The 23,245-nt window shown below is 75.5% G+C and carries 20 protein-coding genes; 7 read left to right on the forward strand and 13 right to left on the reverse strand.

Annotated elements, in window-relative coordinates:
• Positions 1–102: 102 nt before the first annotated feature.
• From KIK08_RS12660 to mftA, 5 genes are read right to left on the reverse strand one after another with little or no spacing between them, the layout of a single operon-like run.
• On the reverse strand, positions 103–2,226 hold the full coding sequence (locus tag KIK08_RS12660) for a mycofactocin system FadH/OYE family oxidoreductase 2 (RefSeq protein ID WP_214403285.1): 2,124 nt from the start codon (positions 2,224–2,226) through the stop codon (positions 103–105).
• A complete protein-coding gene (locus KIK08_RS12665) occupies positions 2,223–4,283 on the reverse strand; it encodes a mycofactocin system FadH/OYE family oxidoreductase 1 (protein ID WP_408004670.1) in 2,061 nt (686 codons plus the stop codon). The genes KIK08_RS12660 and KIK08_RS12665 overlap by 4 nt, the downstream gene beginning before the upstream one ends.
• Positions 4,217–5,452: a mycofactocin radical SAM maturase gene (mftC, locus tag KIK08_RS12670; protein ID WP_214403286.1), complete on the reverse strand. Its 1,236-nt coding sequence runs from the start codon at positions 5,450–5,452 to the stop codon at positions 4,217–4,219. Before mftC ends, KIK08_RS12665 begins: the two co-directional genes overlap by 67 nt.
• Before the next feature lies 1 nt (position 5,453).
• Positions 5,454–5,792: a mycofactocin biosynthesis chaperone MftB gene (gene mftB / locus KIK08_RS41000; protein ID WP_214403287.1), complete on the reverse strand. Its 339-nt coding sequence runs from the start codon at positions 5,790–5,792 to the stop codon at positions 5,454–5,456.
• 16 nt (positions 5,793–5,808) lie between these two features.
• Positions 5,809–5,910 carry a mycofactocin precursor MftA gene (mftA, locus tag KIK08_RS12680; protein WP_214403288.1) on the reverse strand — a complete coding sequence of 34 codons (102 nt, stop codon included), beginning with the start codon at positions 5,908–5,910 and terminating at the stop codon, positions 5,809–5,811.
• A gap of 222 nt (positions 5,911–6,132) precedes the next feature.
• Between mftA and KIK08_RS39860 the strand changes: the two genes are divergently transcribed.
• From KIK08_RS39860 to KIK08_RS12705, 4 genes are all read left to right on the forward strand, one after another.
• Complete coding sequence (locus KIK08_RS39860; protein ID WP_308257609.1) at positions 6,133–7,260, forward strand: GNAT family N-acetyltransferase; 1,128 nt, start codon at positions 6,133–6,135, stop codon at positions 7,258–7,260.
• A gap of 249 nt (positions 7,261–7,509) precedes the next feature.
• Complete coding sequence (locus KIK08_RS39865) at positions 7,510–8,946, forward strand: ankyrin repeat domain-containing protein (RefSeq protein WP_250556884.1); 1,437 nt, start codon at positions 7,510–7,512, stop codon at positions 8,944–8,946.
• Positions 8,947–9,028: 82 nt separating this feature from the next.
• Positions 9,029–9,751, forward strand: coding sequence for a TetR/AcrR family transcriptional regulator (locus KIK08_RS12700; RefSeq protein WP_214403289.1), 723 nt, complete (start codon positions 9,029–9,031; stop codon positions 9,749–9,751).
• The gene (locus KIK08_RS12705) at positions 9,748–12,294 is read left to right on the forward strand and encodes a PEP/pyruvate-binding domain-containing protein (protein WP_214403290.1); all 2,547 of its coding nucleotides are present in this window, start codon (positions 9,748–9,750) and stop codon (positions 12,292–12,294) included. The genes KIK08_RS12700 and KIK08_RS12705 overlap by 4 nt, the downstream gene beginning before the upstream one ends.
• On the opposite strand, the gene KIK08_RS12710 is transcribed toward KIK08_RS12705, so the two are convergent.
• A complete protein-coding gene (locus KIK08_RS12710) occupies positions 12,295–13,437 on the reverse strand; it encodes a DUF418 domain-containing protein (RefSeq protein ID WP_214403291.1) in 1,143 nt (380 codons plus the stop codon). It lies immediately after the preceding gene.
• Positions 13,424–14,020: a hypothetical protein gene (locus KIK08_RS12715; protein ID WP_214403292.1), complete on the reverse strand. Its 597-nt coding sequence runs from the start codon at positions 14,018–14,020 to the stop codon at positions 13,424–13,426. Before KIK08_RS12715 ends, KIK08_RS12710 begins: the two co-directional genes overlap by 14 nt.
• A gap of 119 nt (positions 14,021–14,139) precedes the next feature.
• On the opposite strand from KIK08_RS12715, the gene KIK08_RS41695 reads away from it, so the two are divergent.
• Entirely contained in the window at positions 14,140–15,345 is a 1,206-nt protein-coding gene (locus tag KIK08_RS41695) for a sensor histidine kinase (protein WP_214403293.1), read from the forward strand.
• Positions 15,342–15,998, forward strand: a complete 657-nt coding sequence (locus KIK08_RS12725) for a response regulator (protein WP_214403294.1) — start codon at positions 15,342–15,344, stop codon at positions 15,996–15,998. Before KIK08_RS41695 ends, KIK08_RS12725 begins: the two co-directional genes overlap by 4 nt.
• 12 nt (positions 15,999–16,010) lie before the next feature.
• Here KIK08_RS12725 and KIK08_RS12730 read toward each other — a convergent pair whose 3' ends face one another.
• The 5 genes from KIK08_RS12730 to thiD all read right to left on the reverse strand — a co-directional run bounded on the left by KIK08_RS12730 (position 16,011) and on the right by thiD (position 21,814).
• Complete coding sequence (locus KIK08_RS12730) at positions 16,011–17,093, reverse strand: serine/threonine-protein kinase (protein ID WP_214403295.1); 1,083 nt, start codon at positions 17,091–17,093, stop codon at positions 16,011–16,013.
• A gap of 183 nt (positions 17,094–17,276) precedes the next feature.
• Positions 17,277–18,092, reverse strand: coding sequence for an FAD binding domain-containing protein (locus KIK08_RS12735; protein WP_214403296.1), 816 nt, complete (start codon positions 18,090–18,092; stop codon positions 17,277–17,279).
• Entirely contained in the window at positions 18,089–18,622 is a 534-nt protein-coding gene (locus KIK08_RS12740) for a (2Fe-2S)-binding protein (RefSeq protein WP_214403297.1), read from the reverse strand. The genes KIK08_RS12735 and KIK08_RS12740 overlap by 4 nt, the downstream gene beginning before the upstream one ends.
• Positions 18,619–20,901, reverse strand: a complete 2,283-nt coding sequence (locus KIK08_RS12745; RefSeq protein WP_214403298.1) for a xanthine dehydrogenase family protein molybdopterin-binding subunit — start codon at positions 20,899–20,901, stop codon at positions 18,619–18,621. The genes KIK08_RS12740 and KIK08_RS12745 overlap by 4 nt, the downstream gene beginning before the upstream one ends.
• A 67-nt stretch (positions 20,902–20,968) precedes the next feature.
• A complete protein-coding gene (gene thiD / locus KIK08_RS12750) occupies positions 20,969–21,814 on the reverse strand; it encodes a bifunctional hydroxymethylpyrimidine kinase/phosphomethylpyrimidine kinase (protein WP_214403299.1) in 846 nt (281 codons plus the stop codon).
• A 62-nt stretch (positions 21,815–21,876) separates the two neighbouring features.
• On the opposite strand from thiD, the gene KIK08_RS12755 reads away from it, so the two are divergent.
• Positions 21,877–22,317: a nitroreductase family deazaflavin-dependent oxidoreductase gene (locus KIK08_RS12755; protein WP_214403300.1), complete on the forward strand. Its 441-nt coding sequence runs from the start codon at positions 21,877–21,879 to the stop codon at positions 22,315–22,317.
• A gap of 130 nt (positions 22,318–22,447) precedes the next feature.
• On the opposite strand, the gene KIK08_RS12760 is transcribed toward KIK08_RS12755, so the two are convergent.
• Positions 22,448–23,224 (reverse strand): ABC transporter ATP-binding protein, encoded by a 777-nt coding sequence (locus KIK08_RS12760; protein ID WP_214403301.1) that lies wholly within the window; start codon positions 23,222–23,224, stop codon positions 22,448–22,450.
• Between the last annotated feature and the right edge of the window lie 21 nt (positions 23,225–23,245).

The raw sequence follows: 23,245 nt of genomic DNA on the forward strand, positions 1-23,245 counted from the left end.
GCACCGGAGCAGCGAGCGGTCACCCAGCGGAGGACCACGCGGTGAGCGGCACCACCGGTGGACCCCGAACGGGTGCCGGCGGCGCCGATCCCGCAGGACCGGTCAGAGCACCAGGGCGACCCGGTCGCCGTCGCGGACGGCGGCCCCGGCCGACCGCGGGGCCAGGCAGTCGCCCACGCGGTGGACGCCGGGGCGCCCGCGCAACTGGGTCCACAGGCCGTCGCGGGGTTCGGCCGGGACGGCCGTGACGACCCAGTCGTGCTCGACGTCCGCAACCGCGCCGGTCGTGTGCTCCAGCACCCGCACGAGCACCCCGTCGGGGCGCGCGGTCGCGGCGAGCACCACCCGGTCGGTGTCGAGGGCGATCCCGGCCCGGTGGGCGCGGCGGTGGAACATCTCCGCGTCCAGCGTGGTGCCCAGGTACTGGGCCGCGACCATGGCCGGGGTCGAGATCCGCACGGCGCAGCCGCGGGCCGCGAGCAGTTCGGCGACCGACGTCGCCGCGTGGTCGCCCACCTCGTCGTGCAGCAGCACCGACCCGGTGGGCGCCGCCCGACCGGCCAGCACGTCGCGGACGTCGACGACCCGGTCGACGCCCCGCGCCCACTCCGGGCGCCCCGGGCCCGCCCCCGTGGCCAGCACGACGGCGTCCGGTGCCAGCGCCCGCACGAGGTCCGCGTCGACCTCGCAGCCGGTCCGGACCTCGACACCGAGGGCCCGGCAGCGGGCCAGCAGGTCGCGGGTGAGGTGGCCGAGCTCGGCGCGGCCGGGAGCGCTGGCGGCCAGCGCGACCTGCCCGCCGGTCGCCGCCGAGCGCTCGCACAGCAGCACCCGGTGGCCGCGCTCCGCGGCGGTCGCGGCCGCGCGCAGCCCACCGGGCCCTCCCCCCACCACCAGCACCCGCCGGGACCCGGTCGGCGCCGGCAGCGGCACAGCCTCCCGCCCGGCCCGCGGATTGACGGCGCACTGCAGGCTCCGGTTGAGCCCCACCCGCCCCACGCACTCCTGGTTGCACCCGATGCACGCCTGCCCGCTGCGCCGTTCGGACGGGCCGCCCCGCCTCGGAGGTTCAGGAAAGCCACGTTCCGGAACTCCCGGTTCAGGAAAGCCACGTTCCGGAACTCCCGGTTCAGGAAAGCCACGTTCAGGTCCCCACAGGACAGGAAAGCCACGTTGCTGAACCGCAGGTTCATGAACGTGGCTTTCCTGAACTTGCGAGGGGGCCGACGCAGCGGGGGCGGGCGGGAGGAGGGGGGCGGCGAAGGTGGGGTCGGCGATCTGGGCGCGGACGACGCCGACCAGGTCGCAGTGGCCCTCGGTGAGGGCGCGCTCGGCGTGCTCCCGCGCGGTGAACCGGCCCACCCCGACCACCGGGACCGAGACCGCGCGCCGCACGGCCGCGGCGATGGGCAGCGCGTAGCCGGGCTCGACGTGCATCGACGCCTCGATCAGGTGCAGGGTCGCGGTGGCCACGCCGATCGAGGTGTTGACGTAGTCGATGTGCGGTTCGAGCAGCCGCGCGGTGCGCACCATCTCGTCGAGGGGTGTTCCGCCGGGGATGCCCTCGTCGCCGCAGAGCCGCACCCCGACCACCCGGTCGGGCCCGACCGCGGCGCGCACCGCGACCAGGGCCTCGCGGACCGTACGCACGCGGTTCTCCAGGGGGCCGCCGTAGTCGTCGGTCCGGTGGTTGGTCAGCGGGGAGAGGAACTGGCGCAGGATCGAGGCGTGCGAGCACTGCAGTTCGACGCCGTCGAACCCGCCCTCGACGCAGTGCCGCGCGACGAGGGCGTAGCCCTCGACCAGCTCGGCGATGCCGGCCGTGGTGATCTCGCAGGGCACTTCGCGGAACATCGGGTCGGCCACCGGGGAGGGCGCCACGACCGGCCGGCGGGAGTACATGCCGCTGGACTGGCCGCCGTTGTGGTTGAGCTGGGCCAGCACCGGCACGCCGTGCGCGTGCACGGCCCCGGTGAGGCGCCGGTAGCCGGGCACGACCGCCGGGTCCCAGCCGCGGATCAGCTTCTCGTAGGGGTGGTCGTCGGGGCGCACCGAGTGCTCCTCGGTGATCACCAGCCCGGCCCCGCCGGCGGCGCGCGCGGCGTAGTAGGCGACGTGCTGGTCGGTGACCAGGCCGTCGACGGCGGCGTTGGTCAGGTGCGCGGAGAACACGAGCCGGTTGCGCAGCCGCAGCGGCCCGACGCGCAGCGGCTCGGCGAGCCTCACCGCGACACCGCCGCCGCTGCGGCGCGGCGGCCCTCCAGGACCGCCTCGTACAGCGTGCGGGGTGCCACGCAGTCGCCCGCGCGGCTGAGGTGCGGGCGCGCCCGCCAGAGGGCGTCGGCCGGGAGCCGGTGCCCGCAGTCGAGCACCAGGGCGCAGTCGAGGGTGCGGCCCTCGCCGGTCCAGACGTGCTCCAGCACCGCCCGCCCGTCGACGACCGCGCGCACGGTCGAGCGCAGCTCCCGCGCGACCCCGGCCCGGGCGAGGCGGGCGTTGGCGGGGGCGAGGTCGCCGGTGCGGGCGAGCTGGGTGCCGGCGACCTGGTCGGGTGTGACGAGGACGGTCGCCCACCCGGCCGCCGCGACCTGCTCGGCGATCCCGACACCCGTGCCGTCGCCGATCGGGTCGCGCACCACCACCGCGCCCGGGTTCAGGAAAGCCACGTTCCGGAACCCAGGGGGCAGCATCGTGGCTTTCCTGAACCCCGGACCGGTGAGATCGGCGAGGGCCGCGGGCGTCGACCCCGCGGAGAGCACGGCGGCCTCGAACTCGCCGGCCGCCACCACCGGGCGGTCGGAGTCGAACGCCGGCGGCGCCGGGCGCGAGCCGGTGGCGAGGACGACCGCGGCACCGGCGCGCTCGACCGCGTCGAGGTCGTCGGGGGTGGCCTCGACGCCCAGCTCCACGACGACCCCGAGTCTGCGCAGCTCCGCCGCCCACCACGGCACCGGAAGACCCATCCGGGCCCGGCCGTGCACCGCGGCGGCCCAGTGCAGCGCCCCGCCCAGCACCGGCCCCCGCTCGACCAGCCGCACCCGGTGCCCGCGCAGCGCCAGCGTGCGGGCCGCCTCCAGCCCGGCCGGGCCCCCGCCGACCACGAGCGCATCGCGGGGCACCGGGTCGACCGGGGGCGGCCACTCGTCGTCGAGCTCGTGGCCGGCGCTCGGCTCGACCTCGTCGGAGACGACCGGGTTGCGCGGGTCGCGCACGGCGGTGCGCTGGTTGGACAACGTGCACGGGCGAACCCGGTCGGGACGGCCGGCGCGCACGTGCGCGACGAGGTCGGGATCGGCGATCTGGGCGCGGGTCATCTCCACCAGGTCGGCCACGCCGGAGTCGAGGGCGGCCCGCGCGGCGGCCGGGTCGACCACGCCGCCCTGCAGGACGGTCGGCGCACCGGTGGCCCGCCGCGCCGCCGCGCACAGCCGGGTGCCGAAGCCGGGCGCGACGTGCAGGTCGGGTCGGGACGCGGCCATCGCGCCGCCGCGCACCGGCACGAGGTAGTCGACGGCGCCGGCCACCGCGGCGGCGGTCGCGAGCCCCTCGTCGGGGGTGATCCCGCCCCACGGGGCCATCTCGTCGCAGCTCAGCCGCAGGCCCAGGACGCGGTCGTCGCCCAGCCCGGCGCGCACGGCGGCCAGCACCTCGCGCAGCAGCCGCGTGCGGTCGGTGCCGTAGCCGTCGGTGCGGCGGTTGGTCAGCCCGGACAGGAACTGCCGCAGGACCGAGAACTCGCCGGCGTCGACCTCGACGCCGTCCAGGTCCTGCGCCGCGGCCAGCGCGGCGGCCGCCGCGAAGCCGGCCACGAGCGCGTCGATCTCGGGCTGTTCGACGGCCATCGGCACCTCGCGCGAGACCACGTCCGGCACCCGCGACGGCGCCCACAGCGCCTCGCGCCGGTGCGCCGAGCTGCCCTGCCCGCCGGCGTGGCCGATCCCGGCCAGCACCAGCGCCCCGTGCGGTCGGCAGGCGGCCAGCACACCGCCCCAGCCGGACGCGGCCAGCGGGGCGCGCTCGTAGGGCCAGTCGGAGTCGTGCACCGAGGCGACCTCGGTGACGACCACGCCGGCGCCGCCGGCGGCACGCCGCCCGTAGTAGGCGGCGTGCCGGGCGGAGAACCGCCGCCCGTCGCCCAGGTTGGTCTCGTGCGGTCCGAACAGGACCCGGCTCGGCGCCGTGCGCCCCCGCAGGGTGAACGCGCCGGTGAGCGGGTTCAGGCGCGGGCGGCGGCCGGGGACAGCGGCGAGTCGGCGCCGACGGCGAGCGGGCTGGCGTCGCAGGCGCGGTCCGGGCGGGCGGCGTCCGCCGGGCGGGCGGTCAGGGTGAGCGGGACGGGCCCGCGCCCGCGGGAGTTACGTGGGGCCGACCGCGAGTGGTCGACGTCGGACTTCGGGATGGCGGTCGACCCGTCGCGCGCGGCCAGCGCCTGCTCGCCGAACCCGCGCACGCACTCCGGGTCGGGGCCGTCGAGCGGGAGGCCGGTGAAGAACTTGGCCGCCATGCACCCGCCCTGGCAGGAGTCGTAGAACGAGCAGGAGCGGCAGGCCCCTCCGGTCTGCGGCCGGCGCAGCTCGGTGAACAGCTCGGAGTGCTGCCAGACGCGCTGGAAGCCGCCCTCGTCGCGGACGTTGCCGGCCAGGAAGTTCTCGTGGATGGCGAACGGGCAGGCGTAGACGTCGCCGACCGGGTCGATCAGGCAGACGACCCGGCCCGCGCCGCACAGGTTGAGCCCGGGCAGGGCCTCGCCGTAGGCGGAGAGGTGGAAGAAGGAGTCGCCGGTGAGCACCTGGTCGCCGTGGCTGACCAGCCAGTCGTAGAGCTGGCGCTGCTGGGCGGCGGTGGGGTGCAGCTCGTCCCACACGTCGGCGCCGCGCCCGGACGGGCGCAGCCGGGTGATCCGCAGCTGGACGTTGAACTTGGCGGCGATGGCGGCGAACTCGTCGAGCTGGTCGACGTTCTGCCGGGTCATCACGACGCTGATCTTGGGCTGGCCGAACCCGGCCTCGGCCAGGTTCTCCAGCGCGCGCATCGCGGTGGCGTAGGAGCCGGGGCCGCGGACGTGGTCGTTGATCTCGGCGGTGGCGCCGTCCAGCGAGATCTGGATGTCGACGTAGTCGGTGCGGGCCAGCTGGGCGGCGCGCTTCTTGTCGAGCTTCACGCCGTTGGTGGAGAACTTGACCCCGACGTTGTGGTCGATGGAGTAGTCGAGCAGCTCCCAGAAGTCCGGGCGCACCGTCGGCTCGCCGCCGCCGATGTTGACGTAGAAGACCTGCATCCGCTGCAGCTCGTCGACCACGCCCTTGGCCTCGGCGGTGGTCAGCTCGCGCGGGTCGCGCCGACCGGACGACGACAGGCAGTGCACGCACGCCAGGTTGCAGGCGTAGGTGAGCTCCCAGGTCAGGCAGATCGGCGAGTTCAGGCCGTACTGGAAGTGCTCGACCAGCTTCACGCTAACGCTCCTCGATGGTTCCGTTCGCGGCCAGACCGGCCAGTGCCTTCAGGTAGGCGGGGCGTTGGGCCGGCTCGACGCCCGCGGCGTCGATGGCGGCGTGCACCGACGGGTGCCGCTCCAGCCCCGAGACGACCGCCAGCAGCTGCGGCGTCTTCAGGAACGACAGCTTGCGGGTGCCGAAGTGGTAGACGAGCGCGCCGAACGGCTCGGGCCGCAGCGAGACCTGCGGGCTGCACCGGAACGCGCGGGTGGGGTCGAACTGCTCGGCGTCGGTCGCGGCGTTGTCGAGCGCCGGCCCCGCCGCGGGGGCGGGACCGGCGCCGGTCGAGTCCGTCAACGGTTTCCGCGCCGGGTCAGTAGACGCCGCACATGCCGTCGATGGAGACCTCCTCGACCAGGGTCTCCTCGACGACGGGCTCCGCGGGCGCGGACTGGTTCTGCGGGGTGGCGGCCATAAGCGGCTCCTCACGTCGGCTGCGCGGACGCCCCCGACGCTAAGTGGCACCGGGTGCCAATACAAGACTCCCCCACCGACCGGACCCCGCGGACCCACCCGACCGGAGGGGTCGGTGACCGGTCGTGGTCGGACGGGTATCGCCCGTCGCGGTCCGTCGGCGGCGGTCCCGGAGTGGCGCGACCCCGCGTCCACCGGCGCGGCGGTGCGGGATGATTCACGGGTGGGGGAACCGCTGCTGCACCTGGCGACGATCGAGCAGTGGAAGGCCGCGGTCGCCGCGGGCGTGCTGGCCCCGCCTTCGCTCGCCCAGGTGGGCTTCGTGCACCTGTCCACGCCCGAGCAGGTCCACCTGCCCGCCGACCGGATGTTCGCCGGCCGCCCCGACGTCTGGCTGCTGGTGCTCGACCCCGACCGCATCGGCGTCGAGGTCCGCTACGAGCCCGGCCTGCCGACCGACCCGGCGTCGATGCTGTTCCCGCACGCCTACGGCGCGGTCCCGCTCTGCGCGGTGACGGCCGTGCTGCCCTACCGGCCCGGACCCGACGGCCGCTTCGCCCCGCCGCGGCTACCCCGCCAGGACGCGGCCGGCCGGCTGGCGACGCTCGAACCGTCGCTGCTGCGCCGGGCGGCCACCCACGAACTGCCCGTCGCCGGCGGCACCGCGGTGCTCACCGACCCCTACCCGGCGTCCTACCAGCACAACCAGCTGCTGGTCGACGACGAGGTCGACACCGCGCAGGTGATCGCCGAGACCGACCGCGTGCTCGGCGGCGCCGGGCTGCGCCACCGCAGGGCCCGGCTCACCGGCGACCACCTGGCCGGCACCGCGGCCGGGCTGGCCCGCCGCGGCTGGACGGTCGAGGCGCTGGTCGGGATGGCCTCCCCGGTCGACGGGCCGATCGAGCCCGTCGCCGGCGAGCCGTGGGCCGAGCAGGTCGCCCGGGTGCGGCTGACCTCGTTCTGGGCGGCGAACTGGCGGCGCACCCTGCCCGGCATCACCGCGCCGGAGATCGCCCAGCTGGCCGCCCGCTACTCCGCCGAGGAACCCGTCGTCGACCTGCGCTACCTGGCCGTGTTCTCCCGGTTCGTGCCGGTCGCCGCGTGCGTGCTCAAGATCGACGGTGGGACAGCGCTGGTCGACGCCGTGGCCACCGACCCGGCGCACCGCGGCCGTGGGCACGGCGACACGCTGCTGCGCACCAGCCGGGCGCTGGCCGCCGCGGCCGGCTGCGACCTGCTGGTACTGCAGGCCGAGGCCGACGACTGGCCCCGCCGGTGGTACGCCCGCCGCGGCTTCACCGGGGTCACCCGCTCCTGGGAGGCCACCAAGGTCCTCCCCGCCCGCTGATCCCTGCCGCCTGGACTGATCGGCCGGTGACCGTCGAGAACGAACTTGTCGTGATATTGGACCGGTCCAACGCGCCACAACCTCGTTCTCGACGGGTGGGGGCGCGGGCGGTAGCGTCGGGGCCGGCGCGCAGGTCGCCCCCGGTCCGCGGGAAGGGCTCAGCCCACCTGTCGCAGGTCAGCACGGCCGCCACGGCACTCCCGTCCGGCCCGAGCATGCGGACGCCGGGCTCACGGACCGGAGGCCGCCATGCCGACGCTGCACTTCCCCGAGGACCCGAGCCTCGACCACCTCCGCGGACAGGCCCGCAGGCTGCTGCGCGGGCTGCGCGAGGGCGACGAGCGGGCCGCCGCCCTCTTCGCCGAGCACCACCCGCGCCCGCCGGCCGCCCCGAAGCTCGCCGACGCCCAGCTCGCGCTGGCCAGGGCGTACGGCTTCACCAGCTGGCCCGACCTGCGCCACCACCTCGACGCGGTGCTCGCGCGCACCCGGTCGCCGCACAAGGTCGCGCCGGCCGACGACCCGGTCGACGAGCTGCTGCGGCTGGGCTGCCTGCGCTACGGCGGCGACAGCCTGCTCGACCAGGCCCGGGCCGGCGCGCTGCTGGCCGCCGACCCCGCACTCGGCGGCGCCTCGATCCACGCGGCGGCCGCGACCGGCGACCCGCCCGCCGCCGAGCGACTGCTGGCTGCCGACCCCGCCGCCGCCACCCGCTCCGGCGGCCCGTTCGACTGGGTGCCGCTGCTGTACCTGGCCTACTCCCGGATCGACGCCCCCGGCGCCGACCCGCTCGGCGTGGCCAGGCTACTGCTGCGCCACGGCGCCGACCCGGACTCCGGCTACCTGTGGGGCGGCATCTGCGCCTTCACCGCGCTCACCGGGGCCTTCGGCGGTGGCGAGGACGGCGCCAACCAGCCGCCCCACCGGCATGCCGAGGCGCTGGCCCGGGTGCTGCTGGAGGCCGGCGCCGACCCGAACGACGCGCAGGCCCTCTACAACCGCATGTTCACCCCCGACGACAGCCACCTGCGGCTGCTCGTCGAGTTCGGCCTCGGCCGCGACGGCAGCGGCCCGTGGACGGCGCTGCTGCGCCAGCGGCCGGCGGCGCTACTGGAGGACCAGCTTTCCGTGGCCGCCGAGCACGACCGCCCGGAGTGGGCCCGGCTGGCGCTGGCCGCCGGCGCCGACCCGGACGGCCTGGGCACCCGCCACCCGATCCGGCACGGCCTGCGCCCCTACGAGCTGGCGATCGGGCGGGGCAACCGGGAGGTCGCCGAACTGCTGCGCGCCGCCGGCGCCACCGTGCCCCGCACCGATCCGGTCGACGACCTGCTCAGCGCCTGCCTCGCCGGCGACCGGGACGCCGCGCTGGCCGCCGACCCGGCCCTGCTGGCGCGGGCGAAGGAGCGCCGGCCGAACGCGGTGCGCGTCGCGGCCGAGGTGGGCCGCACCGGGGCCGTGCGACTGCTGGTCGAGCTCGGGTTCGACCTGCACCCCGACGGCGACGCCACGCCGCTGCACCAGGCCGCGCACGCCGGCGACGCGGCGATGGTGGCGCTGCTGCTGGAGCTGGGCGCCGATCCGGACCGCCGCGACGCCCGGTTCGACGCCACCCCGCTGGGCTGGGCCGAGCACAACCACCAGGAGGCCACCGCGGCGCTGCTGCGGCCGGTGACCGGGGCCTAGGGGCTCCCGGTTGCCAGTTCCGTGAAGACTATTGTGCATCGTGACCAGATGAGGTTTTCTGGTCACAACGAACGGAGGAGCGGTGTCGCCGAGGGGACGGTCCGATGTCGACGGGGCGGCGATCCTCGACGCGGCCGCCGCCCTGCTGCTCGACCGCGGCTACGACCGCACCACCCTCGACGACGTCGCCCGCGCGGCGGGCGTCTCCAAGAGCACGCTCTACCAGCGGTGGGGAGCGCGCGAAGCGCTGTTCGTCGCGGTGCTGCACCACCAGCGCGCCGCCATGCACCGCCACGTCCGGGCCGAGATCAGCGGCCGCGACGGGCTCGTCGGGCTGCGTCATCTGTTCGCCGCGCAGGTGCGCGCCTACCAGCGGCACCGGCTGATGACCGCCATCCTGCTGAACGACCGCGAGGTGCTGGGCAGGCTGATCGCGCCGCTCGTGCGCGGCGATCGCGACCCGATGCCCCGCGACGGCACCGTCTCGCTGCTCCGCCGGCTGCAGGGCGCCGGGCTGGTCCGCGCCGACCGCACCCTGCCCGAGCTGGTCGCCGTGCTCAGCTCGGTCTTCCACGGCCATTTCGTGACCGCCCCGCTGCTCGTCGGACCCCTGCGCCTGCCCGAGGACGCGGCCCCCGACCTGGTCGCCGACGTCCTGCAGCTGGCCCTCGCCCCACCCGACCCGCTCGACCCCACCGCGGCCGCCGCCCTGGACGCGGCCGTCCGCGACCACGTCAGCACCGCCGTAGCCGCCGATGACGCCGCAGATGGTGCCGCCGGCGCCGGCAGGGAGGACCCGCCATGACCGCCCCCGTCACCGCCCCGGTGGTGCTCGACCTCGCCGACCCCGCGGCCGACCTGGCCACCGCCGGGGGCAAGGGCGAGTCGCTCGGCCGGCTGGCCCGCGCCGGGCTGCCCGTGCCGGCCGGCTTCCACGTCACGACGGCCGCCTACCGCCGGTTCGTCGCCGAGCACGACCTCGACGAGCGGATCGCCGGTTCCGACGGGGCCGGGGTCGCGACCCTGTTCGCCGCGCACGAGGTGCCCGCCGACATCGCCGACGCGGTCCGGGCCGCCTACGCCGCGCTCGGGTCGCCCGCGGTCGCGGTGCGCTCGTCGGCCACCGCCGAGGACCTGCCGGGCGCGTCGTTCGCCGGCCAGCAGGACAGCTTCCTGGACGTGCGCGGCGCGGACGCCGTGGTCGACGCCGTGCGGCGCTGCTGGGCGTCGCTGTGGACCGACCGCGCCGTGGCCTACCGCGAGCGCGCCGGGATCGCGCCGCCGGACGTGGCGCTGGCGGTGGTCGTCCAGGAGTTGGTGGACGCCGACGCGGCCGGCGTGCTGTTCACCGCCGACCCGGTCACCGGGGCGGCGGACCGGATGGTCGTCGACGCGACCTGGGGGTTGGGCGAGTCGCTCGTCGGCGGCGCCGTCACCCCCGACGAGCTGGTGCTGGACGCGGCCACCGGCGCGGTGCGCGAGCGGCGCACCGGCGACAAGGCGGTGATGACGGTCCGCACCCCCGACGGCACCGTCGAACGCCCGGTGCCCGACGACCGCCGCGCCGCGCCCGTCCTCGACGACGCCGCCGCGGCCGAGCTGGCCGGGCTGGGCCGGCGGATCGCCGCCGAGTACGGCGGCCCGATGGACGTGGAGTGGACCCGCGCCGCGGGCGTGTTCGCGATCGTCCAGGCCCGCCCGGTCACCGGCGTGCGCGACCCGTGGAACGACAGCGCCGGCGGCGACTTCCTGTGGACCAACACCAACCTGGGCGAGGCCATCCCGGACGTGATGACACCGGCGACGTGGTCGTTGGTGCGGATCTTCCTGGGCCGGGCGATGCGCACGCTGGCGCTGCCCGGGTACGAGGCCTACGGGCGCATCGGCGGGCGGCTGTACCTGAACCTGAGCCTGTCCGCGGCGCTGTCCGGGGCGCTCGGCGTCTCGCTGGTCAGGTTCCGGGCGCTGACCGAGCAGGTCTTCGGCCGGCTCCCGGCCGGCGTCGCGATCGACCCGGTGCCGCTCGCCCGCCTGCGCGTGCTGCGGGTGCTGGTGCCCAACGCCGTGCGGTTCGTCCGCGAGGTGCGCCGCAACGCGCCGCGCCTGCCGGCCTACGTCGCCGGGAGCCCGGCGCGGTGCGCCGCGGCGATCGACCGCGTCCGGGCCACCGACGATCCCGCGGCGCTGGCCCGCGTCTGGGACGACGAGGTGGCGCCGCTGGTCGTGCTCGCCTCGGACATGCTCGCCGCCGCCGGGCGCGCCGACCCGCTGGCCCTGCTCACGACGCAGCGGCGGCTGCGCAAGCTCGTCGGCGAGGCCGACGCCGCCGCCCTGACCTCCGGCCTGACCGTCGACGGCGACGTGCTGGCCAGCCTCGGCCCGGTGGTCGGGCTGGCCCGGCTGGAGCGCGGCGACATCGACGAGGCCGAGTACGCCCGGGAGTACGGGCACCGCAGCCCGCACGAGTTCGAGGTGTCGCTGCCCCGGCCCGTCGAGCGGCCCGGGTGGGTGCGGGAGCAGATCGCCGCGCTGCGCGCCGCCGGCACCGACCCGCTGGAGATGCTGGAGCGGGTGGAGGCGGCCAACCGCGCCGCGTGGGACCGGCTGGTCGCCGCGCACCCGGGCCGGGAGCGGTCCCTGCGGGCCCGCCTGGACCGGTGGGCGCGCACCGAGCGCGGCCGCGAGCAGGCGCGCACCGAGGTGGTGCGGGCGTTCACCGTGGCCCGGGCGCTGTTCCTGCGCGCGGGCGAGCTGACCGGGCTCGGCGACGACGTCTTCATGCTCGCCGTCGACGAGCTGACCGCGGTGCTGCGCGGCGGCCCGGTGCCCCCGCTCGCCGATCGCCGCGCCGCCCACGAGCGCTACACCGCGCTGCCGGCCTACCCGTCGGTGATCCGGGGGCGGTTCGACCCGTTCGCCTGGGCCGCCGACCCGCACCGCCGGGGGGACGTCTTCAGCGCCGACGACACCACCGCCGTGCCGGCCGACGGCACCGTCAGCGGGTTCCCCGGGGCGTCCGGGGTCGTGGAGGGTGTCGTCCGGGTGCTGCGAGGAGCGGAGGAGGGCGACCGGTTGCAGGCCGGCGAGGTGCTGGTGACCACGGTGACCAACATCGGCTGGACCCCGCTGTTCCCGCGGGCCGCCGCCGTCGTCACCGACGTCGGGGCGCCGCTCTCGCACGCCGCGATCGTCGCCCGCGAGCTCGGGATCCCGGCCGTCGTCGGCTGCGGCAACGCGACCACCGTCCTGCGCACCGGCGACCGGGTGCGGGTGGACGGCGGCCGCGGCACGGTCGAGCGCCTCCCCGCCGTCGAGAACGACGTTGTCGTGATCAACAAGGCGGAATGATCACGACAAGTTCGTTCTCGACGGGGTCGGGAGGAGGCGGTGGGTCAGCAGTTCGAGGGGGCCGCGGTCGAAGCGGCGCAGCCAGAGCGTCGCCAGCCCGACCAGCAGCAGCGACGTGCCGGCCCACAGCCCGACCACCCACCACGGCCAGGCGCCCTGCAGCCGGCCGGCCAGGCCGAAGCCCCAGTCGAAGCACAGCACCGCGGCCAGCAGGTTCTGCAGCACGTAGCACGACAGCGCGGTGCGCCCGACCGCCGTGAGTCCGCGCCGGGCGGCCCCGCCGGGTCCGCGCAGCACCACCGCCGTGATCAGCGCCAGCAGGCCGAACGCGACGGCCGGGGCCACCAGGTACCGGTCGACCAGCACGAAGGCGGTGCCCCCGAACGTGGTCACGACGTTCAGCGGCGCGGCCACGCCCAGCCCCAGCACCATCAGCCTGCGCCGGATCCGGGCGCCCGCAGGGGAGTCCTCGAACGCCCCGGCGCGCATCAGGCGGGAGCCGGCCAGGAACAGCACGACCGCGGACGGCACGATCAGCACCAGCTCGACCCGGAACAGCCCGAAGTTCGCCACCCGCTCGCCCACCTGCGCCGTCCAGCTCGCGGTCGACGCCGGCGCGGGCGCCGGACCGCCCCCGCCGCCGGGGAACGCGGCCAGCAGCGCGGTCAGCCCGAGCAGCGCCGCCACGTAGACCCCGCCGACCACGCCCATCACCGCGCGCACGACCCGGTCGGAGCGCCCGATGACGTGCGCGACCACCAGCGACGCGATCGCGTAGCCCATGAGCACGTCGAACTCGAAGACCAGCAGGTAGTGCAGCAGGCCCTCGACGAACAGGATCGCCGCGCGGACCCAGTATCGCCCCGGCCACGGCAGCCCGCGGCGCACCGCGGACCGGTACTGCACCTCGACCCCGATCCCGAACAGCAGCGTCAGCAGGGCCAGGAACTTGCCGTTGGACAGCACCAGCAGCCCCGCCTGCACCGGGTCGTTCGCGAGGCCGCCGCCCCCGGTCAGCAGCGCGGCCGGGCCGCCGGCCTGGGCGAACAGCCAGGCGTTCGAGCCGAAGGTGCCCAGGATCGCGACGCCGCGCAGCACGTCGAGGGCGGCGATCCGGCCGCGGGTGCGCTCAGCGGTCGGCATCGGCGTGCTCCCGGTCGCGCGGCGGGGCGATCGTGGTCCACACCGGACCGACGGCGAACCAGATCAGCGTCACGATCCCGACCCGGAACGCCCAGTTCCACATCGGGTCGGCGCCCCACTGCGGCACCGGCGGCACGCCCGTCCCGGCGACACCGGCGACGAGCAGCATGACCGCGACCGCGATGCCCGTCAGCAGCGCCATCTTCGCCCACTCGCGCCACTCGTAGGCGACCCTCTCCGCGCCGTACTTCGGCTTGCCCCGCGGGCGCGGGGCGCCGGCGAACCGGTGCGCCACCCAGCCGTCCGCCCAGCGGATCAGCGAGTGCCCGAACGCCACGGTGCCGCCCAGGTAGACCGCGGCCAGGCCGTGCACCTGGCCCGGTGGCGAGCCGGTGGCCACGTCGGCCAGCGAGGCCCCGATGAGCACCAGGTCCAGCACCGGGACGAGCAGCAGCAGGACGGCGCTGGTGCGGCGCAGCCGCAGCAGGTAGCGGGCGACCAGGCCCGCGCCCAGCAGCACCCAGAACCCGATCTCGGCCGCGGCGATCAGCCAGACCAGCGGGTTGGCGAGCAGTTCGGACATGGTGACGAGCCTGCTGCGCGGGCGCCCCGGGCGCGTCGGGCGGAGGATCGGTCTTCCCCGGCCGCCGCGTACATCCTTCGATCGACGCCGGGGTCGGCGGCGGGTGGTGAAATGGGGTGGTGACCGGGCGGGTTCGGACCGACGACGCGCTGCGCGCGGGCGTCTACTTCGCGCTCGGCGTGCTGCTCGTGGCGATCGTGCCCGACGTCGCCAACTCGATCAGCATCAACGGCCCGCCGCCACCGCCACCGCCGGCCTGGCAGGCGCTGCTCATCCTGGGCGGGGCCTGCGCCGGGCTGGTGCTGCGCCGCTCGTACCCGGTGACCGGCCTGGTGGTGTGCGGATCGGTCGCGGTCACCGGCGCGGTGCTGACCGGCAGCATCCACATCGGGGTGTCACTGGCCTGCGGTGAGGCGATCTACAACGCGGTGCTGTACTCGTCGCGCCGGGCCAGCCTGACGATCACCGCGGCGGTCGGGGTCGTGCTCGCGCTGGGCGCGCTGGGCAGCTTCGCCGCCGCCGGCACCCGGGAGGCGGTGCTGGCGCTGCTCGGGCTGTCGCTGCTGCTGGTCCCGGTCGTGTGGGCGCGCGAGGTGCGCCACCACCGGGAGCTGATAGTCGCCGCCGAGGAGCGCGCCGAGCAGGCCCGCCGCGTGGCCGACCTCGACCGGGCGGCCGCGATCGCCAACGAGCGCGCCCGGATGGCCCGCGACCTGCACGACGTCGTGGCCGGCCAGCTCTCGGCCATCGCCATCCAGTCCGAGGCCGCGCTGACCCTGCCCGACGTCGACCCGGCCACCCAGCGCAGGCTCCTGGAAGCCGTGCGCGCCGGCAGCGTGTCGGCGCTGAACGAGATGCGGGCGATGATCGGGCTGCTGCGCGCGGGCGACGCCATCGACGCCGACGCCCGCACCGCCCCGACCGGCCTCGACCAGCTCGCCCCGCTGCTCGACGCCGGACGCGCCTCCGGGCTGCGCATCGAGGTCGACGACCGCCGCCCACCGGCCGACCCGCTGCCGGCCGCCGTGGACCTCACCGCCTACCGGATCGTGCAGGAGTCGTTGACCAACGCGGCCAAGCACGCCCCGGGCAGCACCGTCTCGCTGCGGCTGGCCCGCGCGGACGAGACGCTGACCGTCGAGCTCGCCAACGCCGTCGGGTCCGTGCCGGGCCACGACCCCGGCGGCACCGGCACCGGGCTGCTCGGGCTGCGCGAGCGGGCCGCCGCCGTCGGCGGCACCGTGGAAGCCGGCGCCCGCAGCGGCACCTGGACGGTGCGCGCCGACCTGCCCACCGCCGTCCCCGACCGGGCGGGGGCACCGTGACCGACGCCCCCGTGCGCGTGGTCGTCGCCGACGACCAGGCCGCCATCCGCACCGGCCTGGTGCTGATCCTGGGCTCGGCGCCCGGGATCGAGGTGGTCGCCGAGGCCGCCGACGGGCTGGGGGCCGTCGCCGAGGCCGTCCGGCTGCGCCCGGACGTGGTGCTGATGGACATCCGCATGCCCGGCATCGACGGCATCGAGGCCACCCGCCGCCTCGTCGGCGACGGCGTCTGCGACGTCCTGGTGCTGACCACCTTCGACCTCGACGACTACATCGACGACGCCCTCGCCGCCGGTGCCGCCGGGTTCCTGCTCAAGACGGTGGAGGCGCCCGCGCTGATCGCGGCGGTCCGCTCGGTCGCCCGCGGCGACGGCGTGCTGGCCCCCGAGGTGACCCGCCGGGTGCTGGCCCGCCTCCCGGCGCCCACCGCCCCAGCGCCCGCGCAGGTCCCCGGCCTCGACGAGCTGACCGCACGCGAACGGGAGATCCTCGGCTGCCTGGGCGAGGGCCTGTCCAACGCCGAGATCGCGGCCCGACTGGTGATCACCGAGGCGACCACGAAGACGCACGTCTCCCGCGTGCTGACCAAGCTCGGCCTGCGCTCCCGGGTGCAGGCCGCCATCGCCGCCCGCTCCGCCGGCCTCGCCGGCTGACGGCGGCGGGAGTCAGGGGCCGTCGGGGAGGACCGCCTCGACGACCGCCGGGACGGGCTGCACGGCGGGGAACCTGGCGACCGGGTCGGCGGATTCCGCGCCGACCGGGCCGACGCCCATCATCAACGCCAGCACCCCGACCAGGCTGACCAGCAGCAGCGCCGCCGCGGCGACGGGCACCAGCACGGCGCGCCGGTGCCGGCCGACCGCAGCCGGTTCCGGCATCACCACGGGCGTCACGACGGGGGTCGGGCCAGTGGGCGGCGAGTCGGCGGCGGGGGCCTCCGCGGCGGTGAGGGCCTCGGCCACCTCGGCCGCGGTCGGGCGAGCGGCGGTGTCGGGGCTGGTCATGGCGGCGAGCAGCCGGGTGAGGCCACCGGGCAGGCCGGCCGGGATCGTGGGCACGCGGTGCAGGCGGGCGACCGCGGACTCCATGGCCCGGCCCGGGTACTCCCGGCGCCCGGTGAGCGCCTCGAGCATCACCAGGCCCAGCGCGAACACGTCGGCCGGCGGGCCGACCCGCTCGCCGCGGACCTGCTCGGGAGCCAGGTAGGCGGCGGTGCCGACGATGCAGCCGGTGGTGGTGACCGCGGTGCCGTCGACGGCGCGGGCGATGCCGAAATCGGCGAGGCGGGCGCGGCCGTCGTCGCCGAGCAGGACGTTGGCCGGCTTGACGTCGCGGTGGATGTAGCCGGCCTGGTGGACGTGGTCGAGCGCGCGGGCCACGTGCAGGCCCACCCGGCGCACGGCGGACGGGTCGAGCGGGCCCTCCTTGAGCCGCACGTCCAGCGACGGGCCGTTGACCAGGTCGGTCACCACGAAGGGGCGCCCCTCGACGCTGCCGCCGTCGCGCAGCCCGACCAGCGCGGGGTGGTCGAGGCGCGAGAGCGCCTCGATCTCCTGGCGCTGCTGGCGCAGGTCGACGGCGTTCGCGCCGCGGTGGAACAGCTTCAGCGCCACCAGGGCGCCGCTGCGCAGGTCACGGGCCTTGCGAACCACCGCGGAGGAGCCCGTCCCCAGCACTCGCCCGAGGACGTACCGCCCCGCGACGACCCGTGGGCCGGAATCGGGGGTCTCGGCGGTCACGATGGTCACGTTCCCGACCCCACCGCGGATCACACAAATCCACCGAACTTTCTCGCTCCGAGCCTGTCCCACCCCTGTCCCACCCCCGCCCCCCGAACGCCAGGAAAGCCACGATGCTGCCCGCAGAGGGCAGCATCGTGGCTTTCCTGAACCGAGTCGGCCGGGTCGGCGGGGCCGGGTGGGCGGGGACGATCAGCCGCCGGCGGCGGTGGTGAGCGCCCGCTTGGTGAGCACCCGGGCCAGGTGCCGGCGGTACTCCCTGGTGCCGGCGAGGTCCTCGGGGGGCTCGGTGCCCTGGTCGGCCAGCGCGGCGGCGTCGGCGATCGACGCGCCGGCGGCCAGCGCCTCCTCGGTGGCGGTGGCCCGCAGCGGGGTCTGGCCCATGTTGACCAGCCCGACCCGGCCGTCGACCACCGCGACGCCGACGACCGCCCAGTCGTTGGCCCGGCGGGTGAACTTCTCGTACGCCCACCCGGCGCCACCGGTGCGGGGCACCCGGATCTCGACGATCAGCTCGTCGGGCTCCTTCACCGAGGAGAACACCCCGGTGTAGAACTCGGTGATCGGCACGGAGCGGGTGCCGCGCGGGCTGCGCAGCACCACCGTGCCGCCGAGCGCGAGCACCGCGGCGGGCAGGTCGGACGCCGGGTCGGCGTGCGCGAGCGAGCCACCGATGGTGCCCCGGTGGCGCACCTGCGGGTCGCCGACGGTGCGGGCCACGGCGGCCAGCAGCGGCGCCTCGGCGGCCAGCACCTCGGACGCCTCGACCGTGCGGTGCTTCGTGCCCGAGCCGATGGCGACCTCGTCGCCGTCGACCTTGACGTAGCTCAGCTCCGACAGCTTGCTGATGTCGATGATGAGCTCGGGCGCGGCCAGGCGCAGCTTCATGACCGGCAGCAGCGAGTGCCCGCCGGCCATCACCGAGGCCTCCTCGCCGTGCTCGGCGAGCAGCGCCAGCGCGCCGTCCACGCTGGACGGGCGCTCGTAGGCGAATCCGACGGGGATCATGCGCCGCTCCCGGTGGAGAAGCCCGGCGCGACGACGTCCGGCTCGGAACCCTCGGCCTTGTCGGGGTCCTGACCGGACGCGGCCAGCACCGCGCGGACGATGTTGTGGTAGCCGGTGCACCGGCAGAGGTTGCCCTCCAGGCCCTCGCGGACCTGCTTCTCGGTGGGCTTGGGGTTCTCCTCCAGCAGGCTGACCGCGGCCATGACCATGCCCGGGGTGCAGAACCCGCACTGCAGGCCGTGCTCGGCGCGGAACGCCGCCGGCACCGGGTGCAGGTTCTCCGGGTCGCTGGACAGGCCCTCCATCGTGGTGACCGACTGCTGGTCGGCCTGGACCGCCAGCACGGTGCACGACTTGACCGACTCGCCGTCCAGCAGGACGGTGCACGCCCCGCAGGAGGTGGTGTCGCAGCCGACGTTGGTGCCCTTGAGCCCCAACTGGTCGCGGAGGTAGTGCGCGAGCAGCAGGCGGGGCTCGACGTCCGCGCTGGTGGACTCGCCGTTGACGGTGATCTCGACCTTGACGGTCATGCGTCGCTCCCGTTCGTGGTCGCGGTGCCGTTCTGTGCGGCGTTGATGGCCTCCCACACCCGGAGCGGGGTGGCCGGCATGTCGATGTGCCGGATGCCGAGGTGCGCGACCGCGTCGCAGACCGCGCTCTGCACGGCGGGCGTGGCGCCGATGGTGCCCGCCTCGCCGATGCCCTTGGCCCCGATGGGGTTGAGGTGCGTCGGGGTCTCCATGGTGAGCAGCGTGAAGCTGGGCAGCTCGGCCGCGGAGGGGATGCCGTAGTCGGCGAAGGTGGCGGTCAGCGGGTTGCCGTCGGCGTCGTAGACGACCTCCTCCAGCAGCGCCTGGGCGATGCCCTGGGCGATGCCGCCGTGGCGCTGCCCCTCGGCGAGCAGCGGGTTGAGGATGGTGCCGGCGTCGTCGATGGTGATGATCTTCTCGACGACCGCCTTCCCGGACTCGGTGTCCAGCTCCACGACGGCCAGGTGCGCGCCGAACGGGAACGTGGGCAGCTGCTGGTCCCAGTGCGTCTCGACGCGGAGCTGGTCCTTCTCGGCCAGCTGGGCCAGCGTGATGCCGGTGCCGGTGCCGGCCACCCGGACCTCGCCCTCGGCGACCTCCAGGTCGTCGACGCTGGCCTCCAGCAGCTCGGCGGCCCGCTGCTTGGCCAGGTCGGCGAGCTCGCCCGCGGCGTTGTAGACCGCCACGCCGCCGGACTGCAGGCTGCGCGAGCCCATCGTGCCGACGCCCTTGGGGATGAGGTCGGTGTCGCCGTGCTTGACCGTGATCTTCTCGACCGGGATGCCGAGCTTCTCGCTGGCGAGCATCGCCCAGGCCGTCGCATGGCCCTGGCCGTGTGGTGAGGTCCCGGTGAGCACCGTGACGGTGCCGTCGGCGTGCACCTCGACCGTGGCGTCCTCGGCCGCCATCCCGCCCGCGGTGATCTCCACGAAGCAGGACAGCCCGATGCCGAGCTGCATGACGTCGCCGCGCTCGCGGCGGGCCTTCTGCTCGGCGCGCAGGGCCTGGTAGCCCCCGGCCTCCAGCACCGTGTCGATCGCCTTGGCGTACTCGCCGGTGTCGTACTGCGCGCCGCCCTTGTTGGTGAACGGGAACGCGTCCGGCGGGGGCACGTTGCGCTTGCGGACCTCGGCGACGTCCATGCCGATCTCCGCGGCGAACAGGTCGAACGCCCGCTCGATGGCCGCGGTGGCCTCCGGGCGCCCGGCGCCGCGGTAGGCGCCGGTGGAGGTGGTGTTGGTGACCAGCACCCTGGCCCGGGTCTCGACCTTGGGGATGTCGTAGACGCCGCCGGCCATCATGCGGGTGAACGTCGGCAGCGCGGTGCCGATCCGCGGGTAGGCGCCGGCGTCGGCGAGCACGTCGAGCCGGTAGGCCAGTACCTTGCCGTCGCGGTTGCCGCCGATGGTGATGGTCTGCAGCTGGGCGCGGCCCTGCAGCATCCCGGTCATGTTCTCCGAGCGCGACTCGTTCCAGCGCACGGGGCGCTTGACGTGCCGGGCCGCCCAGGCGACCAGCGCGAACTCCGGGTCGGCGCCGATCTTGGCCCCGAACCCGCCGCCCACGTCGGGGGTGATGACGTGGACCTGCGCCGGGTCGACGCCGAGCCAGCCGGCCACCTCGCCCTTGCTCTGCTGGGCGTTCTGGGTGGACAGGAACAGGGTGACGCGGCCGTCCTCGCCCCACGCCGCGGCCGCGCCCCGGGTCTCCAGCGGCGCCGCGGCGACGCGCTGGTTGACGATCTCCCGAGTGACGACGACCTCACACCCTTCGAAGAGGTCGTCGCTGAAGTCGTCGTTGCCGAAGGACGGGACCGCGAAGTTGGTGCCCGCCTCCGGGAACAGCAGCGTCTCGTCGGTGGCCGCCTGCTTGAGGGTGGTCACCACCGGCAGCGGGTCGTAGTCGACCTCGACCAGCTCGGCGGCGTCCTCGCCCTGGTAGGCCTGCTCGGTCAGCACGGCGGCGACCGGCTCGCCGACGAACCGCACGACGTCCTTGGCCAACCACGGCCGGGCCATGGCGTCGGGAACGGCGGGGAAGTGCTTGGTCGGCTCGAGGTCCATCTCCTCGGCCGTGATGACGGCGACGACGCCCGGGGCCTCCCGGGCTGCCGTCGCGTCCACGCTCGTGATCCGGGCGTGGGCCATTGGGGAGCGGACGAACGTCAGGTGCAGGGCACCGGACAGCCGCTCGTCGGTGAGGTCGTCTGTGTATGTGGCGCCCCGCGTGAGGAATACCGGATCCTCGACGCGGCGGACGCGCGTGCCCATGATGCTCATCGATTCGGGACCCTAGTTCGCCCGGCAACATCGCGCGACGGCTCCTTGTCGCGTGTCCGCCGGCGGGCTACTCCCACCAGTGACGGACCGTCCACATGCTGGACACCGGTCCGTGACCTGCACCGAGCGGGTAGGAGTTGCGCACCGCCTCGGTGACGAAGCGCTTGCCGAACGCGACGGCGTCGGCCACCGACGCTCCCCGGGCCAGCGCGGCCGCGATCGCCGACGCCATCGAGTCGCCGCCGCCGTGGGTGTTGCCGGTGTCGAACCGCGGCCCGGGCAGCTCGGTGAAGCCGGTGCCGTCGGAGTAGAGGTCCACGCAGGATTCAGTGTCCTCGACCAGGTGACCGCCCTTGATCAGGACGTGGCGCGCGCCGAGGTCGTGGAACGCGCGGGCGGCGTCGTACTGGCCCTTGCGGTCGTGCACGTCGATGCCGACCAGCAGCCGCACCTCGTCGAGGTTGGGCGTCACGATCGTCGCCCGCGGGAACAGCAGGGAGCGGAAGGCGTCGAGCGCGGAGTCGGCGAGCAGCTGGTCGCCGTGCATGGACGCGGCGACCGGGTCGAGCACGAGCGGGGTGCGCCCGCCGACGCCGATCCCCACCTCGTCGCACGCCCCGACGATCGCCTCGACGGTCGGGGTGCCGGCCAGCATGCCGGTCTTGACCGCGTCCAGGCCGATGTCCGAGGCCACCGTGATGATCTGCGCCGCCACCGTCTCGGGCGGGAGCACGTGCACGTCGGACACGCCGAGCGAGTTCTGCACGGTCACCGCGGTGACCGCGACGCACCCGTGCACCCCGCAGGCGGTCAGCGCGCGCAGGTCGGCGGCCACGCCCGCGCCGCCCCCGGAGTCGGTGCCGGCGATCGTCATGACCCGCGGCGGTGTCGTCCCCACGGCCGGTTCCCCCATGGCGGCGACGGTAGCGGGTGACCCGCGGAGCAAATCACCGCGCCGCTGTGTTGGATCGGGACATGCCCCTTCAAGGAGAGACTGAGCTGAGCCCGACCGACTGGGTCCGCAAGCACACCGAGAAGATCCAGGCCAACGGCACGACCGACGGCACCACGATCCGCGGCATCCCGGTGATCCTGCTGACCACGCGCGGGGCCAAGAGCGGCAAGCTGCGCAAGGTCCCGCTCATGCGCGTGGAGCACGAGGGCCGCTACGCGATCGTGGCGTCGCTGGGCGGCGCCCCGAAGCACCCGGTCTGGTACCACAACGTCAAGGCCGACCCGCACGTCGAGCTGCAGGACGGCACGGTCACCCGCGACTACATCGCCCGCGAGGTCGAGGGCGAGGAGAAGGCGCAGTGGTGGGAGCGGGCCGTGGCGGCCTACCCCGACTACGCCGACTACCAGAAGAAGACGACCCGGCAGATCCCGGTCTTCGTGCTCGACCCGATCGAGTCCTGACCGGCCGCTGAGCCCCGGTCGGCCCGCCGCTCGACGGGCGACCTCGGCGGACGAGAGTGGCTCTCGCCCAATCTGGCTGGACGAAAGCCACTCTCGTCGCGTGCGGCCCGGGCCGGGAGCGCCGGGGACGTCACGCCACGGACCGGGACAACCCGGCCAGCGCGGACAGCACCTCCTCCGGGCGCGGGGAGGGCAGGGAGCCGGCCAGGCGCCCGTCGCGCAGCAGCACGGCCTGGTCGGCGAAGGACGCCGCGACGGGGTCGTGGGTGACCATGACGACCGTCTGCCCCAGGTCGCCCACCGAGTGCCGCAGCAGCTCCAGCACCTCGTGGCCGGTGACGGTGTCCAGGTTGCCGGTCGGCTCGTCGGCGAAGACGACCTCCGGGCGGGTGAGCAGCGCCCTGGCCAGCGCCACCCGCTGCTGCTGCCCGCCGGACAGCTCGGTGGGCCGGTGGTCGAGGCGGGCCCGCAGGCCCAGCAGGTCGACCAGGTGGTGGCGCCAGGCGGGGTCGGGGCGGACGCCGGCGAGGCGGGCCGGCAGCTCCATGTTCTGCTCGGCGGTCAGCTGCGGGAGCAGGTTGAACGCCTGGAACACGAAGCCGACGCGGGTGCGCCGCACGGCGGTCAGCTCGGCGTCGCCGCAGCGGCTCAGCTCGGTGCCGCCCAGCAGCACCGAGCCGGACGTGGCCGTGTCCAGCCCGGCCATCAGGTGCATCAGCGTCGACTTGCCGGAGCCGGACGCCCCCATGATCGCGGTGAAGCGGCGGGCCGGGACGTCCAGGCTCACCCCGTCCAGCGCGCGGACGGCGGCCGCGCCGCGCCCGTACACCTTGACCAGCGCGGCGGTCCGCACCGCGTAGCCGGGGTCCTCGCGCCGGGCCGGTGATCCGCTCGCGAACTCGCTCATCGTTCTCCCATCGGTTCCGAT

It is taken from the genome of Pseudonocardia lacus (assembly GCF_018531445.1).
GTDB lineage: Bacteria > Actinomycetota > Actinomycetes > Mycobacteriales > Pseudonocardiaceae > Pseudonocardia > Pseudonocardia lacus.

Coding starts and splice junctions, on each gene's coding strand:
- KIK08_RS12745 (WP_214403298.1), bottom strand. CDS start 20,901: ATGAGCATCATGGGCACGCGCGTCCGCCGCGTCGAGGATCCGGTATTC.
- KIK08_RS12755 (WP_214403300.1), top strand. CDS start 21,877: ATGCCCCTTCAAGGAGAGACTGAGCTGAGCCCGACCGACTGGGTCCGC.
- thiD (WP_214403299.1), bottom strand. CDS start 21,814: ATGGGGGAACCGGCCGTGGGGACGACACCGCCGCGGGTCATGACGATC.
- mftA (WP_214403288.1), bottom strand. CDS start 5,910: ATGGCCGCCACCCCGCAGAACCAGTCCGCGCCCGCGGAGCCCGTCGTC.
- KIK08_RS12760 (WP_214403301.1), bottom strand. CDS start 23,224: ATGAGCGAGTTCGCGAGCGGATCACCGGCCCGGCGCGAGGACCCCGGC.
- KIK08_RS39865 (WP_250556884.1), top strand. CDS start 7,510: ATGCCGACGCTGCACTTCCCCGAGGACCCGAGCCTCGACCACCTCCGC.
- KIK08_RS12735 (WP_214403296.1), bottom strand. CDS start 18,092: ATGATCCCCGTCGGATTCGCCTACGAGCGCCCGTCCAGCGTGGACGGC.
- KIK08_RS12710 (WP_214403291.1), bottom strand. CDS start 13,437: ATGCCGACCGCTGAGCGCACCCGCGGCCGGATCGCCGCCCTCGACGTG.
- KIK08_RS12740 (WP_214403297.1), bottom strand. CDS start 18,622: ATGACCGTCAAGGTCGAGATCACCGTCAACGGCGAGTCCACCAGCGCG.
- KIK08_RS12715 (WP_214403292.1), bottom strand. CDS start 14,020: ATGTCCGAACTGCTCGCCAACCCGCTGGTCTGGCTGATCGCCGCGGCC.
- KIK08_RS12705 (WP_214403290.1), top strand. CDS start 9,748: ATGACCGCCCCCGTCACCGCCCCGGTGGTGCTCGACCTCGCCGACCCC.